The organism is Empedobacter sp. R750 (assembly GCF_030324345.1).
Taxonomy (GTDB): Bacteria; Bacteroidota; Bacteroidia; order Flavobacteriales; family Weeksellaceae; genus Empedobacter; species Empedobacter falsenii_C.
Window position 1 is genome coordinate 192812 of the sequence record NZ_JACAGF010000003.1, and the last position, 17314, is coordinate 210125.

General features: G+C 31.8%; 18 protein-coding genes. 5 read left to right on the plus strand and 13 right to left on the minus strand.

The window, feature by feature from the left end; all coding sequences use genetic code 11:
• Positions 1-36 precede the first annotated feature (36 nt).
• On the plus strand, positions 37-633 hold the full coding sequence (rnhB, locus tag HXZ74_RS04985; RefSeq protein ID WP_180905039.1) for a ribonuclease HII: 597 nt from the start codon (positions 37-39) through the stop codon (positions 631-633).
• 55 nt (positions 634-688) lie between these two features.
• Here rnhB and HXZ74_RS04990 read toward each other — a convergent pair whose 3' ends face one another.
• From HXZ74_RS04990 to HXZ74_RS05000, 3 genes are all read right to left on the minus strand, one after another.
• The gene (locus tag HXZ74_RS04990; RefSeq protein ID WP_180905040.1) at positions 689-2887 is read right to left on the minus strand and encodes a T9SS type A sorting domain-containing protein; all 2199 of its coding nucleotides are present in this window, start codon (positions 2885-2887) and stop codon (positions 689-691) included.
• Between the two features lie 108 nt (positions 2888-2995).
• Positions 2996-3457: a pantetheine-phosphate adenylyltransferase gene (gene coaD / locus HXZ74_RS04995; RefSeq protein ID WP_219033660.1), complete on the minus strand. Its 462-nt coding sequence runs from the start codon at positions 3455-3457 to the stop codon at positions 2996-2998.
• Positions 3445-4434, minus strand: coding sequence for a D-alanine--D-alanine ligase (locus HXZ74_RS05000; protein WP_280063334.1), 990 nt, complete (start codon positions 4432-4434; stop codon positions 3445-3447). The genes coaD and HXZ74_RS05000 overlap by 13 nt, the downstream gene beginning before the upstream one ends.
• 91 nt (positions 4435-4525) lie before the next feature.
• Between HXZ74_RS05000 and HXZ74_RS05005 the strand changes: the two genes are divergently transcribed.
• From HXZ74_RS05005 to HXZ74_RS05015, 3 genes are all read left to right on the plus strand, one after another.
• The gene (locus tag HXZ74_RS05005) at positions 4526-5494 is read left to right on the plus strand and encodes a PASTA domain-containing protein (RefSeq protein WP_280063333.1); all 969 of its coding nucleotides are present in this window, start codon (positions 4526-4528) and stop codon (positions 5492-5494) included.
• Between the two features lie 11 nt (positions 5495-5505).
• On the plus strand, positions 5506-6597 hold the full coding sequence (locus HXZ74_RS05010; RefSeq protein ID WP_280063332.1) for an RluA family pseudouridine synthase: 1092 nt from the start codon (positions 5506-5508) through the stop codon (positions 6595-6597).
• A gap of 76 nt (positions 6598-6673) precedes the next feature.
• Complete coding sequence (locus tag HXZ74_RS05015) at positions 6674-7909, plus strand: DEAD/DEAH box helicase (RefSeq protein WP_280063330.1); 1236 nt, start codon at positions 6674-6676, stop codon at positions 7907-7909.
• A gap of 62 nt (positions 7910-7971) precedes the next feature.
• Here HXZ74_RS05015 and HXZ74_RS05020 read toward each other — a convergent pair whose 3' ends face one another.
• From HXZ74_RS05020 to HXZ74_RS05050, 7 genes are all read right to left on the minus strand, one after another.
• Positions 7972-9132, minus strand: a complete 1161-nt coding sequence (locus HXZ74_RS05020; RefSeq protein ID WP_286474123.1) for a dicarboxylate/amino acid:cation symporter — start codon at positions 9130-9132, stop codon at positions 7972-7974.
• 122 nt (positions 9133-9254) lie between these two features.
• Positions 9255-9566, minus strand: coding sequence for a GIY-YIG nuclease family protein (locus HXZ74_RS05025; protein ID WP_115001547.1), 312 nt, complete (start codon positions 9564-9566; stop codon positions 9255-9257).
• A 93-nt stretch (positions 9567-9659) separates the two neighbouring features.
• Complete coding sequence (locus tag HXZ74_RS05030; protein WP_280063326.1) at positions 9660-10919, minus strand: CinA family nicotinamide mononucleotide deamidase-related protein; 1260 nt, start codon at positions 10917-10919, stop codon at positions 9660-9662.
• Between the two features lie 45 nt (positions 10920-10964).
• Positions 10965-11735 carry a GLPGLI family protein gene (locus HXZ74_RS05035; protein WP_280063324.1) on the minus strand — a complete coding sequence of 257 codons (771 nt, stop codon included), beginning with the start codon at positions 11733-11735 and terminating at the stop codon, positions 10965-10967.
• A 1-nt stretch (position 11736) separates the two neighbouring features.
• Positions 11737-12495, minus strand: coding sequence for a GLPGLI family protein (locus HXZ74_RS05040; RefSeq protein ID WP_286474125.1), 759 nt, complete (start codon positions 12493-12495; stop codon positions 11737-11739).
• 82 nt (positions 12496-12577) lie between these two features.
• Positions 12578-13447: a lipoyl synthase gene (gene lipA / locus HXZ74_RS05045; RefSeq protein WP_286474128.1), complete on the minus strand. Its 870-nt coding sequence runs from the start codon at positions 13445-13447 to the stop codon at positions 12578-12580.
• 39 nt (positions 13448-13486) lie between these two features.
• The gene (locus tag HXZ74_RS05050) at positions 13487-13993 is read right to left on the minus strand and encodes a methylated-DNA--[protein]-cysteine S-methyltransferase (RefSeq protein ID WP_286474130.1); all 507 of its coding nucleotides are present in this window, start codon (positions 13991-13993) and stop codon (positions 13487-13489) included.
• Between the two features lie 85 nt (positions 13994-14078).
• On the opposite strand from HXZ74_RS05050, the gene HXZ74_RS05055 reads away from it, so the two are divergent.
• Positions 14079-14531, plus strand: a complete 453-nt coding sequence (locus HXZ74_RS05055) for a copper resistance protein NlpE (RefSeq protein ID WP_280062907.1) — start codon at positions 14079-14081, stop codon at positions 14529-14531.
• Positions 14532-14586: 55 nt separating this feature from the next.
• Here the strand turns inward: HXZ74_RS05055 and HXZ74_RS05060 are convergent, their stop codons facing one another.
• The 3 genes from HXZ74_RS05060 to HXZ74_RS05070 form a co-directional block, all read right to left on the minus strand.
• Positions 14587-14991, minus strand: a complete 405-nt coding sequence (locus HXZ74_RS05060; RefSeq protein WP_280062905.1) for an NUDIX hydrolase — start codon at positions 14989-14991, stop codon at positions 14587-14589.
• Positions 14992-14994: 3 nt separating this feature from the next.
• The gene (gene galE, locus HXZ74_RS05065; RefSeq protein WP_286474133.1) at positions 14995-16008 is read right to left on the minus strand and encodes a UDP-glucose 4-epimerase GalE; all 1014 of its coding nucleotides are present in this window, start codon (positions 16006-16008) and stop codon (positions 14995-14997) included.
• Positions 16009-16104: 96 nt separating this feature from the next.
• Positions 16105-17220, minus strand: coding sequence for a DegT/DnrJ/EryC1/StrS family aminotransferase (locus HXZ74_RS05070; RefSeq protein WP_286474136.1), 1116 nt, complete (start codon positions 17218-17220; stop codon positions 16105-16107).
• Between the last annotated feature and the right edge of the window lie 94 nt (positions 17221-17314).

The window sequence follows — 17314 nt, forward strand, 5'->3', positions numbered from 1 at the left end:
GCTAAATTTTGATAACTTTGTTAAAAAAATAAAAAATTGTATAAAGTTTTATCAAATCACGAATATGAAATAGGTTGTGATGAAGCAGGAAGGGGTTGTTTGAGCGGTCCTGTTGTAGCAGCAGCAGTTATTTTAGGAAGAGATTTTGAAAATGATATTATTAATGATTCAAAACAATTATCTGAAAAGAAAAGAAATTCGTTGAGAACATTTATAGAAGAAAATGCTAAATATTGGGCAATTGGAATTGTTTGGCCGAATGAAATTGACGAAATAAATATCTTAAACGCTAGTTTTTTGGCTATGCATCGAGCTATTGATCAATTAGATTGTCCGAAAGATTTGATTGTTGTTGATGGAAATCGTTTTAATAAATACCATGATGTCCCACACGAATGTATTATAAAAGGTGATTCAAAATATATGAATATTGCGGCAGCATCTATTTTAGCAAAAACGTATCGTGATGAATATATGGAAAGAATACACGAAGAATTCCCCATGTACGATTGGAAAAAAAACAAAGGTTATCCAACAAAAGCTCATCGTTTAGCAATAAAAGAATTTGGAGCTACTCCTTATCACAGAATGACATTTAAATTATTACCAGATCAATTAAGTCTAGATTTATAAAAAGAGGTTGTTAATAAATTAACAACCTCTTAAAACTTAAAAAAATTAGTACAGCTTATTTCTTAGTCACTTTTTGCGAATAAGATTTTTTATCTGTTTTTATATTTAATAAATATACTCCTTTTGGATATTTAGATAAATCTATTTTTGATTCTTTTTTATCTATCTTATTTGTTTCTACTAACAATCTACCTGACATATCAAAAACTTGATAGCTAACAATTTTTTCTTTGCTTGACAGTGTAACAAAATCAGCAGTAGGATTAGGGTAAATATTAAACTCAACTTTATTTAAATCTTCTAATCCTAAAGAATTACAATTAATTTGTGCTGCCCATCCTTTTAACTCTAATCCACCATCTGATCTAAAACGAATTGTAATTGCTCCAGAGTCATCTGTAGAAACGAATGGTCCAGGAATTTTATTTCCGTTTAATTCTTTTCCATTTTCAAATAATTTTGAAGCATTACTAGATGTTCCATTATATACATTCATATAATCATAAACTCCATTTTCATCAGCAGGTTCTACATCAAACTCTGTAAAAGTGATTGACACTTTTTCGCCCGCAACAAGAGGTTTAAATACTTTTATAAAATTCTCATTAGGCGAGTAGTTTCCATTTGCTCCACCAGAATCATAATAAATATCTCCATTACAATAATCTCCAGGAATTTCAATAATTGATGTTACAGAAGAAGAATTAGATGTTGCTGTACATTTATTTGCTACTTCAATTCTGTAGTATGCATTTCGATCTAAATTTTCAAACTTTAATATTTTTGATGTCGTTTCTTTCCATTGAGCTTCTGTATCACCAATTTTCTGAAACTTATAAATCCAAACAGTTCCTACATCATCATTTAACGTATATGTAATATTTTGTCCTTCAAGAGAACCTGTTACAGATTTTATCGTTTGTGGACAAGTCATACTACAATCTGTACTTAAACAAATTTTACCATCAACAGTAGCACGAATTAAATTCCCTGGTTGTTCTCCGAAACCATTAGAAAAGTTAATACCTACTCCACCTACTAAATGACAATAACTCATAATTGTACCTTTATCAGCGTAAGGTATTGGTCCTGTAGGACAAGTTCCTTCTGCTAAACTAGGATCATAAGTTGGAGCACAACCATCTATTGCAGTATTATCTCCATTCCATGAACATGCATGTGTATGAGGTGAACCTAATGCGTGCCCCATTTCATGTGTCATCGCCATAATTGTCCAAGAATAAACAGGCACATTATTATAAGTCATGTTAATTCCTGAATAAGCAAAATGATATTCATTATTACACATTGAATTTAGATAAGCAACAGAAGTTGTAGATGGATAATTAACCAAATGCGCTAAATCTCCATCAAATTCTGTTCTTGTTGTTCTAAATTTGTTTAACTGAGCACTATAATTACCCGTATATGGATCTTGCTCTTTCCAAATCATCACTTTAGATAAAGAAGTTCTGATGTAATCATTTGTATAAAGTGTCGCAATATTATTATGAATAGCTGTTAACCAATTCAGTGTTTTTGTTTCATCTAAACCATTTTGCTTATATGGAGCATATGCAATCTCATAATAAACACGAACACATTTTTCAGTCATTTCATTCGTTGTCTTTTTTAAGATTTTTGGATCATAATTAGGTTTATAATTTTTATTTTCTTCTAATTGATCTACAGCACACTTTACGTTACTTTTTGCTTCTACATTATATGAAGAATACGTTACATATTCTTCAGAATTTTGTAATTTACCAATAACCACATCTCCTAGAGCAGTAGATGAAGCAACACCAATCACTTGATCTTCGAAAATAGAAATTGCAACAACAGACGTTTTATCGCCTTGGATAATTCCTTGATAATACAATCCTGGTTTGTAATTAATTAATTTATTATTTTGATCGACTGCTTTAAAATTATCCGTAAACAATGCATCATTCTTTACTAATTCTAAACTAATTTGACGCCCTTCAAACGGAACATCTAATGTTAAAGAAGTTGGTTTTGATTGATATAATTTAGTTAATTCTGCTTTTTCTAAATTAAAAACAGAAACTCCTTTTGCAAAGTCTGCAAATTGATTCCCTTTTTGTTGAATTACATCGCTGAATACATCATACGATTTGAAACTACGACTCGTTAATTTAGCTTGCTCTACTTTTTTAGCAATCGGCCTTTCTTGACCAAAAGTAAGCGTACTAAATACGAACGCAATTAATAGTAAAATTAATTTCTTCATATTTATTTTGTGTTAATTGTTGTAAATATATTGCTTTTCAAATTTTATAGCACAAAAAAAGAGTAGATAAATTATCTACTCTCTCAATATTTAATAGAAAAAATCTTCTTAAATCCTCACAACATCTGGAACTAATATCTCATATTTCCCTGCGTTTCGCATGACATCACGCACAATGCTTGAACTGATGTAAGCTTTACCAGAAGATGTTAATAAAAAGATTGTTTCAATATTATGATTTGTAATTGCTCGGTTTGTGTGCGCAATCGCTTTCTCAAATTCGAAATCGGCTGGATTACGAAGTCCACGTAAAATAAATTGTGCATTTACCTCATCACAAAAATCTACAGTCAGACCTTTATAAGCCATCACTTCTACATTTTCGAATTTCGCAACAGAATCTTCAATAAACTTAATTCGTTGCTCCAAAGAAAACATATAATTCTTCGATGAATTTGTTCCAATGGCAACAATAATCTTGTCAAATAAAGGAACTGCACGCTCTATAATATCTAAATGTCCTAAAGTAATTGGATCAAAAGACCCAGGAAATACGGCTACTCTATCCATGCTGAAGGTCTATTTAAAGCAAATTCTATTTCACTATCCATCAAATCCTCTAATGCAATTCCTGCATGAGCAGCTTGCTGAGGAAAAATACTTGCAGGAGAAAAACCTGGTAACGTATTCATTTCAATAAAATGCGGTTCTCCATTTACAATAATATATTCTGAACGAGAAAATCCAGACATATTAATACATTTATATGCTTTAGCTGCAATTTCTCTTACTCTTGCTTCAACTTCTGGCGTTAAACGAGCTGGCGTAATTTCGTCAGACAAACCGTTATATTTTGCATCATAATCAAAGAATTCTGTGTGCGAAACAATTTCCGTAATTCCCAACACCATTGTTTCTCCTTTGTAATTTAAAACTCCAACCGAAACCTCTGTTCCATCTAAGAAAGATTCGATCAAAACTTCTTTATCTTCAAGAAAAGCTTTTTGCATTGCTGCCTCAAATTCTTCTTCTTTATGAACTTTAGAAATTCCTAAACTTGATCCTGAACGATTTGGCTTTACGAAACAAGGTAAACCAACTTTATTGATAATTTCTTTTGCAGAATATTGATCACCTTGATTAATATAAATTGATTTCGCGTGCGGAATTCCATATTTACTCAATACTGCAATACAATCTTTTTTATTAAATGTTAAGGCAGATTGATAAAAAGGACATCCATTGTATGGCAAATCAATCATTTCAAAATACGCTTGCAAATAACCATCTTCGCCTGGCGTACCATGAATTGTATTAAAAACGACATCAAACGTAATTTTTTCTCCATTTTTTTCAAATGAGAAATCACCTTTATTGATTGGATATTTTTCTCCATCAATTTCGGCAAACCAACCTTCTTTTAAGATTCGAACCCTTGTTCTGTCGTACTTTTCTGGATTCAGACTTGAGTAAATTAACTCGCAACTTTTCAACGAAATCACGCTTTCATCCGTATATCCACCTGCTACAACTGCTACTCTTAACATGTTTAATTTAAAATTTATTCAAATATAGAACTTTGACATCAATCATAAATATTATTTTTAAACTATATTTGTGCGACAATTTATCATTTCAATGAAAGGAGTAAAATCAATCATTCAAGTTTTGCTGAATGTAGCTATTGTAATAGCGCTATCATTTGGGCTTTACCATTTTATTTTTAACGTTTGGTTAGATTCGTATACAAATCACAATGAATTTGTTGAAGTTCCGGATTTATCTAAAATGAATATTACTGATGCTACAGCTAAGTTAGAAGAACTTGGTTTGACATACGAAGTAGATAGTTCTCGTTTTGATCCAAATACGAAACCTTTTGCAATTATGGATTTTTATCCTGCAGCAGAATCGCGTGTAAAAGAAGGTCGTCGTATCTTTATTAAGTCAAATCCGAAAACATATCGTCCAGTTGAATTACCAGATTTAGTTGGAAAATCAAAACGTTTGGCCTTTACGCAATTAGAAATTTCTGGTCTTAAAATCGGAAAAATCATTTACGAACCAGATTTAGCAAAAGATGCAGTTCTTAAAATATTATACAACGGAAAAATTGTAAAAGCAGGCGAACAATTACCTCGTTTTGCGACAGTTGATTTGGTATTAGGACGCGGAATGTTATCTGGTGTTAGAATGCCTAATTTGGTTAATTTAACATTGACAGAAGCTAAGAAATCAATCAAAGATAATTTCTTCGAGATTGGTCAAATAAAATTTATTGGCGCATCTCACGATACAATTAACGCAAGGGTTGTTTATCAGTTCCCTTTTGCTACAGACACTTACGATCAAGGTCAACCAATTGATATTTGGTTATCAACAGAACCTCGCGATAAAATTAGGACGCAGTTAAAAGAATTGGATGTTCAGTACAAAAACTTTGGCGAAGATACAATTAGCGGTTCTCAATATAGAGATATTATTACACAAAAAGCTGAACAGCAGATCAAAGATATGCAACAACAGCAACAACAAAATAATCCGACAACAGAGCAGCCAAAGCCTACAGAAGCGCCTAAAGCTCCAGAAGAGGTTATTATAGAATAGAAAGAGAATAAATGACAGAAGATTTAGAAGATTTCTTGCAAGAGGAAGACGACAATAAATTATACGAGCATTTTTCAATAACGGTTGACAAAGGTCAATCGTTATTGCGTATAGATAAGTTCTTAATGGTTAGAATTGAGAACGCGACAAGAAATAAAATTCAACAAGCAGCCGATAACGGAAACATTTTAGTTAACAATGAATCTGTAAAATCGAATTACAAAGTAAAGCCTGGAGATTTTATTCAGATTATGTTAGAAACTCCTCCACGTGAGAATGAAGTTATAGCAGAAGATATTCCGATCAAAATTATTTACGAAGACGATCAAGTTGTCGTAATTGATAAAGAACCTGGAATGGTTGTGCATCCTGGACATGGAAATTATACAGGAACTTTGGTAAATGCCTTAAAGTTTCATTTTGATAATTTACCATCAATGTCAGATCAAATGGAACGTCCTGGTTTGGTACATCGTATCGATAAAGACACAAGCGGACTTTTGGTTATTGCGAAAACAGAAGTTGCAATGACAAGTTTAGCAGAACAATTTGCAGCTCACACAACAGACCGTTTGTACAATGCATTGGTTTGGGGAGTTTTGGCAGAACAAGAAGGAACAATTACAGGACATATTGGTCGACACTTAAAAGATCGTATGCAAATGGCTGTTTTTCCTGATGGAGATCAAGGTAAACATGCTGTGACACATTATAAAGTAATGGAGAATTTTTCTTACGTTACATTGGTCGAATGTAAATTAGAAACAGGTCGTACACATCAAATTCGTGCGCATTTCAAACATTTAGGACATCCATTATTCAATGATGCTCGTTATGGTGGAGATCGCATTTTGAAAGGAACAACTTTCAACAAATACAAACAGTTTGTTGACAATTGTTTCGCAGCTTGTCCACGCCAAGCTTTACACGCACGTACATTAGGATTTGATCATCCTACAACAGGAGAACGTATGTATTTTGAATCTCCGATGCCTGCTGATATGATAGATATTTTAGAACGTTGGAGAAATTATTCAGTAAACTCTGTTCATGCAACAGAACCTGATGAAAAAATTGATCGCAACGCAAAAGAAATGGAATAGATTTATTTTTAATTACAAAGCACTTCGACGGAAGTGCTTATCTATTTCTATATAAAAACTTACACGATTTTAATCAATGAATTTTTCAGAATTAAATATAATTGAACCAATTTTAAACGCAATTGAAGAGGCTGGATATACAGAACCAACCGAAATTCAAGAGCAATCTATTCCTTTAGTTTTAGAAGGAAATGATATTATTGGTTGCGCGCAAACAGGAACAGGAAAAACGGCATCTTTTGCGATTCCTATTCTACAAAACTTAACAAATTCTCCGAGTAAAGGAAGAAAAATTAGAACATTAATTTTAACACCCACGCGTGAATTAGCCATTCAAATCAACGAAAGTTTTAAATTATATGGTAAAAATTTACCATTGAAACATTTGGCTATTTTTGGAGGTGTTAATCAAAATCCACAAATCGGTGCTATCAAAAATGGTGTTGATATTTTAATTGCAACGCCTGGTCGTTTGTTAGATTTGATTGGACAAGGACATTTAAAAATTAATCAAATCGAGATTTTTGTTTTAGATGAAGCTGATCGTATGTTGGATATGGGATTTGTTCATGAAATCAAAAAGATTTTAGAAATCATTCCAAAAGAAAGACAATCACTTTTCTTTTCGGCAACAATGCCAAAAAACATTCGAAAATTTTCTCATTCAGTTCTTCGTCGTCCAAAAGAAGTTAGCGTAACACCTGTTTCTTCGACTGCCGAAACGGTTGAGCAATTTGTTTATCATGTAGACAAAGACATGAAAGTAAAACTTTTGGTTAGCATTTTAAACGAACATCCAGAAGATCGTACTTTGATTTTTACACGAACAAAACACGGCGCAAATCGTTTGGTAAGACACTTGGAAGAAGCAGGAATTCCAGCTGCTGCAATTCATGGTGATAAATCTCAAAATGCTAGACAACGTGCTTTAAATGATTTCAAAGAAGAAAAATTAAAAGTATTAATTGCGACTGATATTGCTGCTCGTGGAATCGATATTGATCAATTACCTTATGTGATTAATTACGAATTACCGAATGTTCCTGAAACCTATGTACACCGAATTGGACGTACTGGTCGTGCAGGACGGGAAGGAAAAGCTATTTCTTTATGTGCTGCCGATGAAAGAGGAGATTTGGCAAATATTGAGAAATTAATTGGTAATTATGTGACGGTGATTAAAACGCCAAAAGAGTTTTATAAATTACCTGACGCAAATAGTAACAATAATAATTTCAAGAAAAATAATACTGGTTTTAAACCTAAAAAAGATACAAAACCAAAGAATCCTCATCGAGGAAGAAGAAAATAATTTATAAAAAAAATCACTTCGAAATGAAGTGATTTTTTTTATACTTTATAGATGAGTTGAAATTATTTCTCTTCTGCATATTTATCTACAATCATGCTCAATGCACCATCAGTAGTAATATTACACGCTGTTCCAAAACTATCTTGTAATGCGAAAATAGTCAAGATTAAAGCGACTCCAGCTTCATCAAATCCTAAAACATTTGATATTAATCCTAACGATGCGACAACTGTTCCTCCCGGAACTCCTGGTGCGCCAACTGCAAAAATTCCCAAAAGCAAGACAAAAGTTACCATTGTTCCAACATCTGGAATATGACCATATAAAACTTGTGAAACCGTCATCACAAAGAAAACTTCGGTCAACACTGATCCACATAAATGTGTATTCGAGAAAAATGGAATCGTAAAATTAGAAATCGTAGGTTTAATTACCTTACTATCATTCACCGCTTTTACCGCAACTCCCAAAGACGCCGCCGAAGACATTGTTCCAACTGCCGTTAAATAAACGGGCGGATAATATTTCAAGAGTTTGAATGGATTTGTTTTATGATAAAATCCTGCGATTGTATACATCAACGTCATCCAAATAAAATGGCCAATAATTACAATCAAAATTACTTTTAAGAAAACTGGTAATTGTTTTTCAATAGATCCTTCGTAGCTTAAAATTGCAAAATTCGCAGCAATGAAAAAAGGTAATATAGGAATCAAAACTTTATTCACCAAAAGAATTACAATGTCTTTGAATTGATCAAAAATCTTTTCTAATTCCTTCGCTTTTGTAATCAAAATTCCCATTCCCAACATCAACGAAATAACCAACGCTGTCATCACCGAAAAAATTGGCGGAATATCTAATTGAAATAAAATTTTTGGAACTTCTCGCAACGAATCAACAGAAGTTGGAATGGATAAATTTGGAATGATTTGATAACCTGCTATCATCGAAAACAACCCCGCTCCTATCGAAGACAAATATGCAATTAACAATGAAAAACCTACGATTTTAGCTGAACCTTCGCTTAATTTCGTAATTGAAGAAACTATAAAACCGATTACAATTAACGGAACCAAAAAGAAGATTAATTGTCCTGTAAAATATTTTAAGGATAAAACAACTTGAATTGTATTTTCGTTCAGATAATTTCCTAAAACCAAACCGGCAATCACACCCAAAAGCAATCGAAATAATGTATTGCTCACAATCTTTTTTAACATTTGACACAAAATTTGCGACAAATATAAACTCTATTAATTTAATAGACTAAATATATTTTAAGAAATATTTTAAATCTTTGAAATTATATGAATTAACAAAATACAAAATAAAAAGAACATTGTCACTCTGAGCCTGTCGAAGAGTCTTTTCTATTTTTTGATAATAAAGGTAAATCTTCAAATCTATTATTAATTAAAGCTTCTTTTTTAGCTCTACTCCAACCTTTCAATTTCTTCTCAAAAATTATTGCATAGTTTACGTCTAAAAATTCTTGATTAAAAACTAGTTTAACTGGTCTTCTCGAAAAAGTATAACTCATAGAATCTATTCCATCGTTATGCTCATTAATTCTTTTTTGGAGATTATTTGTCACCCCTACATAATACGAATTGTCAGAACATTTTATAATGTAGACATAATATATTTTTCTCATAAACAAAGCTTTATTCTTCGACATGCTCAGAATGACCGCAGTATTATTTATAATCTTTTTATGTCACTCTGAGCTTGTCGATGAGTCATTATTTTAACACTCCTCTCTCACAAACTGAATTGCCAAATTAAGTGCATTATTGGAAACAATTTTGATGAAATCTTCTCGATCCAAATAAGGGTAATAATATGTTTTATTCCATGTTGAATGACCATTTGTGATCGATATCCAAACTGTTCCAACTTCTTTTCTGTCTTCACCTTTGTTTGGACCAGCGACACCAGTTGTAGAAATACTAATATCCGTTTTTAATTGATTTCGAGCACCTTTAGCCATTTGTTCAGCAACTTGTTCCGAAACAACTGTAAATTCATCAATATCAGATTGATTCACATTGAGCAAATTTACTTTTACCGAAGTGTTGTACGAAACAATAGTTCCGAAATAATAAGCAGAACTTCCCGAAACAGACGTAATCAAACTTGCAATATTTCCTCCAGTACAACTTTCGGCAGTCGAAATTGTCAATCTTTTTTCTTTTAAAATATCACCCAAAACTTGTTGCGCACTTCCAGAATTTTCGGAAATCAAATATTCTCCAGCAATTAATTTGAATTGATTGATTTGATGTTGAACTTCATTTTGTAAAAATTCTTTATTCGTTCCAAATGCAGAAAATCGTAAATCAATCGATGTTCGGTTTGGTAAATATGCCAAATGAATAAATTCGGGCAAATTATTCTCCCAATTTTCAACCAAGAGAGCCAAGTCACTTTCTGGAATTCCACTGACCAAAATATCACGATGAACAATAGTTTCTGATTGAAATTGGTTTTGTAATCTCGGAATAATTTCATCACGCATCAAACCTTTCATTTCAAAAGGAACACCTGGAAGATTAACTATAATTTTATCATTAATTGTAGTCCAAAGACATGGCGCCGTTCCATATTTGTTCTGAATAAATGTAGATTTTTCTGGAATTAAAGCTTGATCTTGATTCAAACTATTTAATTCTTTTGTGTAACCTCTTGCTTGAAATAATTGAACAATATTTTCTAAAATTTTAGGTTCTTGAATTAATTCACAATTTAAAAATTGACACAAAGCTGCTTTGGTTTTATCATCTTTTGTCGGTCCTAAACCTCCTGTTACAATTACAATATCTGATTTAGAAATTCCTCGTTCGAAAACTTCAATAATATGACTCATTTCGTCTTGAACAGAAATAATTTCTTCCACTTCAATCCCAATCGTATTCAATTGTTTGGCGATAAATGCCGAATTTGTATCGATAATTTGTCCGATAAGAATTTCATCACCAATTGTGAGTAATGTCGCTTTAATTTTCATACACAAAAAAACTTGCTTAAAGTTAAGCAAGTTTCGGGTTTTTATCTATTTTTTATCAATACCATTTCCTTGAGATTGTTCGTATAATTCGTCTCGTTTTCGGTTTATTTCTTTCATTATCACGTAAAACTCTTCATTCGTAACTTTTTGTACTTTTGTTGGTTTTACAATTTTTGCTTTTTTTGGGGTATTAATTTTAAGTGCATTTATTTTAATTATTCTATCACCTTTTTCGTAGGTTTCGTGAATCAATTCTTCTAAAACCAATCCTTCAACTCCTTTGTAAATATCAATGTTATAATTCTTTTTAAATTCTGGGGCATACCAAATAGTAAACTTAACATTATCTTTCGAATAAGTAGCTTCTCTTGCTTCGTACCCTAAAATAGTTTTTGTATTTCCTGTGTCTTTAAAGTCTAATGTTTTAAAATTATTTTCGATCAAAAACTTTTTTCCATATAAATCTCTTTCTTCTAAATACGAACCTTTTTCAAAATCGTAATAACTAAAATTGGTATTCAAATTAGGAGGTACCATAATAAATCTTGCAATTTCTCCTTGTCCGTTATTCACTTTTTTGATGTAATTAACATTGCCTTCTTTTTCATTGAAAATAAATTTAAAATACTCTTTAGGCGGATTAGCATTACCTTCAATAATTTTGTTTCGTTCACTTACACTTGGCTCTGTTTTCATTAACTCTTCAAGACCTTTCTCATTGTTAATATAACTTACAAATGTTTCGTATTCTACCTCATAAAATTGTGCACTTGCAATGTTTGAAATCAGAATGATTAGTGCGATTATTTTTTTCATATTAGTCCTTTTTTTCTATTCCTTGATTGTTAGCGTCATTTCTTTTTTTATCAAGGTCATCCCAAATTTTATCTAATTCATCGCTCGAAAGTCTATTTCCTTTTGTCGGAACAATAAATTTGAATTTAGGTTTTTCTTTGATGGAATTTGCTTTATAAACTCCAAAATATTTCCCCATTTCATCCTCATAAGAAATTTCAAGATCAAGAACTAAACCGCCTGGACTTTTGAAATTAATAAGCATCAAATCTGTTTTAATTTCTGGAACAAACCAAGCTACAAATATTCTGTCATTAAAATTTGCTGTTGCTTTTTGTACTTTATATCCGAGAATATTTTTTGTTTCATTTGATAATTTCCAATCAAGATTATTTATTTTATCGTAAACAATATATTTTTTTCCATAAACATCTTGTTGCATCAACGTTTCTTGTTTTGCATGATTGAAATAAGTTGTTCCAAAATACATATATGGTGCACTTTTCTTTATAAAAACAATCTGTCCTTGCCCATTCTGAACTTTTGGTAATTCAATTACATTTGCTTCATCATTATTGAAAATAAATTTAAAATCTAAAGCAGGAGGATTTTCATTCTGATCAATATTTTGTTTTCTTACTTCAGGATCAGAAATCTCTTTATAAAAATCTAAACCTTTTTCATTGTATTTTACTTTAATCTGAGTCTCATATTCTACTTCATAAAATTGTGCATTCGCATAGCTTGAAATTAAAATGATTAGTGCAATTAGTTTTTTCATATTAGTTTTAATTAAGATTTAAATATAACAAAAAGAGACACAACTAATTGTGTCTCTTTTAAAATATTATTGAATAATCTGATTATAAAATATGTTTCTCTGCGTGATAAGAAGAACGAACCAATGGTCCCGATTCTACATGACGGAATCCTAATCCACGTGCAAAATCTTCATATTTCTTGAATTGTTCTGGTGTGATAAACTCTTTCAAAGGTAAATGTTTTTTCGTTGGCTGTAAATATTGACCAATTGTAATAACATCTACATTTACATCAGCAACTTCCTGAATTGTTTCGAAAACTTCGTCTTCAAATTCACCCAAACCAAGCATAATCCCTGTCTTTGTACGACGTTGACCTGCTTCTTTTGCATAACGCAAAACTTCTAACGAACGATCATATTTTGCTTGAATACGAACTTCGCGCGTTAAACGACGAACCGTTTCCATATTATGAGAAAGCACTTCTGGAGCAGCTTCTACAATACGATCGATGTGTTTTTCGACTCCTTGAAAATCTGGAATCAATGTTTCCATCGTCGTTCCTGGGCTAATTCTACGAACAGCGTGTATCGTTTCTGCCCAAATAATCGATCCCATATCTTTTAAATCATCACGGTCAACAGAAGTTAAAACCGCATGTTTTATTTGCATTAATTTGATAGAACGCGCAACTTTTTCTGGTTCTGCCCAATCCACTTGCTCTGGACGACCAGTTTTTACACCACAAAAACCGCATGAACGCGTACATACATTTCCCAAAATCATAAATGTTGCAGTTCCTTCACCCCAACATTCGCCCATATTAGGACAACTTCCACTTTGGCAAATGGTGTTCAATTTATACTTATCTACTAAACCTCTTAATTCGCGATGTTTTTTCCCTGTAGGCAATTTTACACGCAACCATTCAGGTTTTTTTACTCTTCCATCTGGTAATAGCTCAACACTCATACATTACTTTTCTGATTGGCTAATTTACAATTATTTTTTCTAAAACAGATTCAATTGTTTCGATTCTAATTCCAACAAAAATTGTTTGCGTTTCTTTCCGCCTGCATATCCAGTTAACGAACCATCTGAGCCAATTACGCGATGACAAGGCACTACGATTGCAATTTTGTTTTTCCCGTTCGCATTTGCAACTGCTCGTATCGCTAATAAATCTCCAACTGCGATGGATTGTTCTTTGTATGATCTTGTTTCTCCAAATGGAATTTTGATTAATTCGTTCCAAACTTTTTTCTGGAAATCTGTTCCAATCAAATCAAGTGGAATGGTAAATTCTTTTAAATTTCCCTTAAAATAATCGTTCAATTCATTTTCTAAACGATTCAAAACTTCATCATCTTTTTCCAAAATTTCACCCAAGTTTTCTATTTCTTTGAGTTGTTTTTCAGTCGATTTTCCATCAAAAAACTCTAACATACAAAGTCCTTTTTCCGACTTTATTGCAAGCATTTCTCCAAGAGGTGTTTGTATTTTTTTTGAGTGAAACATTTTATAAAATTTTAGTTGAAAGTTAGAAAAATATAGTCGTAATTTGGTATCAAATTTGTTGTTAAAAATATCATAAAATTAATTTATGAAAAAATCTATTTTCGCGAGTATTATCGCATCTTTCATTATATTCTCTTGCCAATCAAAAGGTGTTCAACAAGAACAAAAAAATACAGATTCTTCTAAAGAAATTACAGACGCTGTAAAAAAAGAACACAATTCTATGAATTCGTTGGATTGGGCTGGAAAATATGAAGGAACTTTACCTTGCGCCGATTGTGAGGGAATAAAATATATTGTTGAATTGAAAAAAGATGGAAACTTTTTTATTGAGCAAGAATATTTAGGAAAAGAAACAGTTTATCAAGACGAAGGATTTTATAAATGGGATGCTTCTGGAAATGTATTACATTTAAATTCGAATGTAAGTCCGTTAGTGTTGAAAGTTGAAGAAAATAGATTGAAAGTTTTGGATCAACAAGGAAAAGAGATCACAGGAAATTTAAAAGATAAATACATCTTGAAAAAAACTAAATAATAAAAAATAAAAGGCAATCTCGATTACGGATTGCCTTTTATTTTTGAAATTATTTTTAGTTCAATAAATGATCTTTTGTCAATTTTTCAAAAACTTTGATCACACCAATTACTTGAATTTCCTCTTGTAAATATTCTTCAAAAGAAAAATAGTTGTAAGCTTCAATTTCGTTTGTTGGTTTTATTTCTTCGTTCAAATCGTACAAAAAACAATCTTGTTCCATCAAAAGGTTTTGCTCTCCATACGCTTCGGCCGTAATATGACAATAAAAATTGAGTTCTTCTTTTACCAAATCCAAACTCAATTCTTCTTTTATTTCTCTTACCAAAGCTGTTTCAGAATTTTCACCTTTATCAATTTTTCCACCTGGTAAATACCACGCTTTTTTATTTTTGCTAAATGTCAAAAGCAGTTTATTATTTTTAATAACTAATAAACCCGCTGTTGGTAAATCAATCATCTTTTATTTTTCTAAACTTTTTTGCCATTCCCAAGCTGTACGCATACTTTCTGACAATTTTGTTTCAGGTTTCCAAACCAATTCTTTTTCTGCTAAAGAGTTATTTGCATAAGCTTCGATAATATCACCTGCACGACGCTCTTTGATTTCGTATTTCAATTTCAAATCATTGGCATCCTCAAATGCGTGAACAACTTCTAAAACCGTAGATCCTGTTCCTGTTCCAAGATTAAAGAATTCTAGCTTTGCTTTATTTTTATTTTCGATCAAACGAGTTACGGCTTTTACGTGTGCATCAGCCAAATCATTAACATCGATATAATCACGAATTGCCGTTCCATCACGCGTTGGATAATCATCTCCCCAAACCGATAATGCTTCTCTGATTCCAGCCGCAGTTTGTGTAACATAAGGAATTAGATTATTTGGAATTCCTTTTGGTAATTCTCCAATTTTAGCTGTCGGATGCGCACCTACTGGATTAAAATAACGTAAACAAATCACATTTTTATCAAATGCTGTTGAGAAATCTTCTAAAATTTCTTCCCCCATTTGTTTCGTTTTTCCATAAGGAGATTCAGGTTTTTTTAGTGGAGTTTGCTCATCAATAGGCATTTTATCCGCTTGTCCGTAAACTGTACAAGACGAACTGAAAATAATATTATCAGCATCAAAATCTTTCATCGCATCCAAAAGATTAATTAAACCTAAAAGATTATTACGGTAATACATCAACGGTTTTTCAACAGATTCTCCAACTGCTTTATGCGCTGCGAAGTTGATAATTCCGTCTATTTTATTTGTTTTGAAAAATTCGTTTACCTTATCTTGATTTTTTAAATCAATCTCAAAATAAGTTGGTTTTGTTCCAGTAATAGAAGTAATTTTATCCAACACACCAATTTCTGTGTTCGATAAATCGTCTATAATCACAACTTCATAACCTGCATTTTGTAAAGCTACAACTGTGTGCGAGCCAATATAACCCAAACCTCCAGTTACTAATATTTTACTCATTTTTAATATTTAGTTTTTATAGTGAAATCAAATTTAGGAAAATAAAAAAGCTTCTGAAACTAATCAGAAGCTTTTTCGTATTATTTTTAGGATAAATTATTTTCCAAAAAATTCGCGAACAGCAGAAGTGATATAAGCTAATTGCTCTTCATCCAACTCTGTGTGCATTGGTAAAGACATTACTTCTTCTACCAATTTGTTCGTATTTGGGAAATCTACATCATTATAATGTCCGTTATCGTATGCTTTTTGTTTGCGTAATGGAACAGGATAATAAATCATCGCAGGAATTTCTTTTTCAGTCAAGAAAGCTTGTAATTCATTACGTTTACCATTTGTTACACGTAACGTATATTGATGGAATACGTGAGTTGTATCTGCTCCTTTTACTGGCGTTAATAATGCATCAATATCTTTAAAAGCTTCTGTATAATAAGCCGCAGCTTTGTTACGAGCAGCGTTATAATCATTTAAGAAAGGTAATTTACGACGTAAAACTGCTGCTTGAACAGAATCTAAACGAGAGTTAACACCAACTTCATCGTGGTAGTAACGTTTGTACATTCCGTGATTTACAATTCCACGTAAACGATGCGCAATATCATCATCATTTGTAAAAATTGCTCCACCATCACCATAACAACCTAAGTTTTTTGAAGGGAAGAAAGATGTACAACCAATATGACCAATTGTTCCAGCTTTTCGACCTTTGTAATCCGCTCCAATAGCTTGCGCAGTATCTTCTACAACATATAAATTATGTTCTTTTGCAATTGCCATAATCTCGTCCATATTCGCACATTGACCAAATAAATGAACTGGAATAATTGCTTTAGTTTTTGGCGTAATTGCCGCTTTCAATTTTTCTGTATCAATTGTAAAAGTATCATAATCAACGTCAACTAAAATTGAATTTAATTTCAATAAATCAACAACCTCTACTGTTGCAGCAAATGTAAAATCTGCTGTAATTACTTCATCACCTGGTTCTAAACCTAAGGCCATCAAAGCAATTTGCAACGCATCAGTTCCATTTCCACAAGGAATTACGTGTTTTACATTTAAGTAATCTTGCAATTCAGTTTCGAATTGTTTTACTTCTGGTCCATTAATAAAAGCAGCCGAATCCAAAACATTCATAATTGCTGCATCAACGTCTCCTTTTATTTTTTGATATTGACTTTGTAAGTCAACCATTTGTATTTTTTTCATAACTTAATGAATCTTTCAAAATCTACAACTTTAAAAAGTCGTTATTATTACAACAAATGTACAAAAAAAGCTCATTCTAAATTTTTAACTTTGT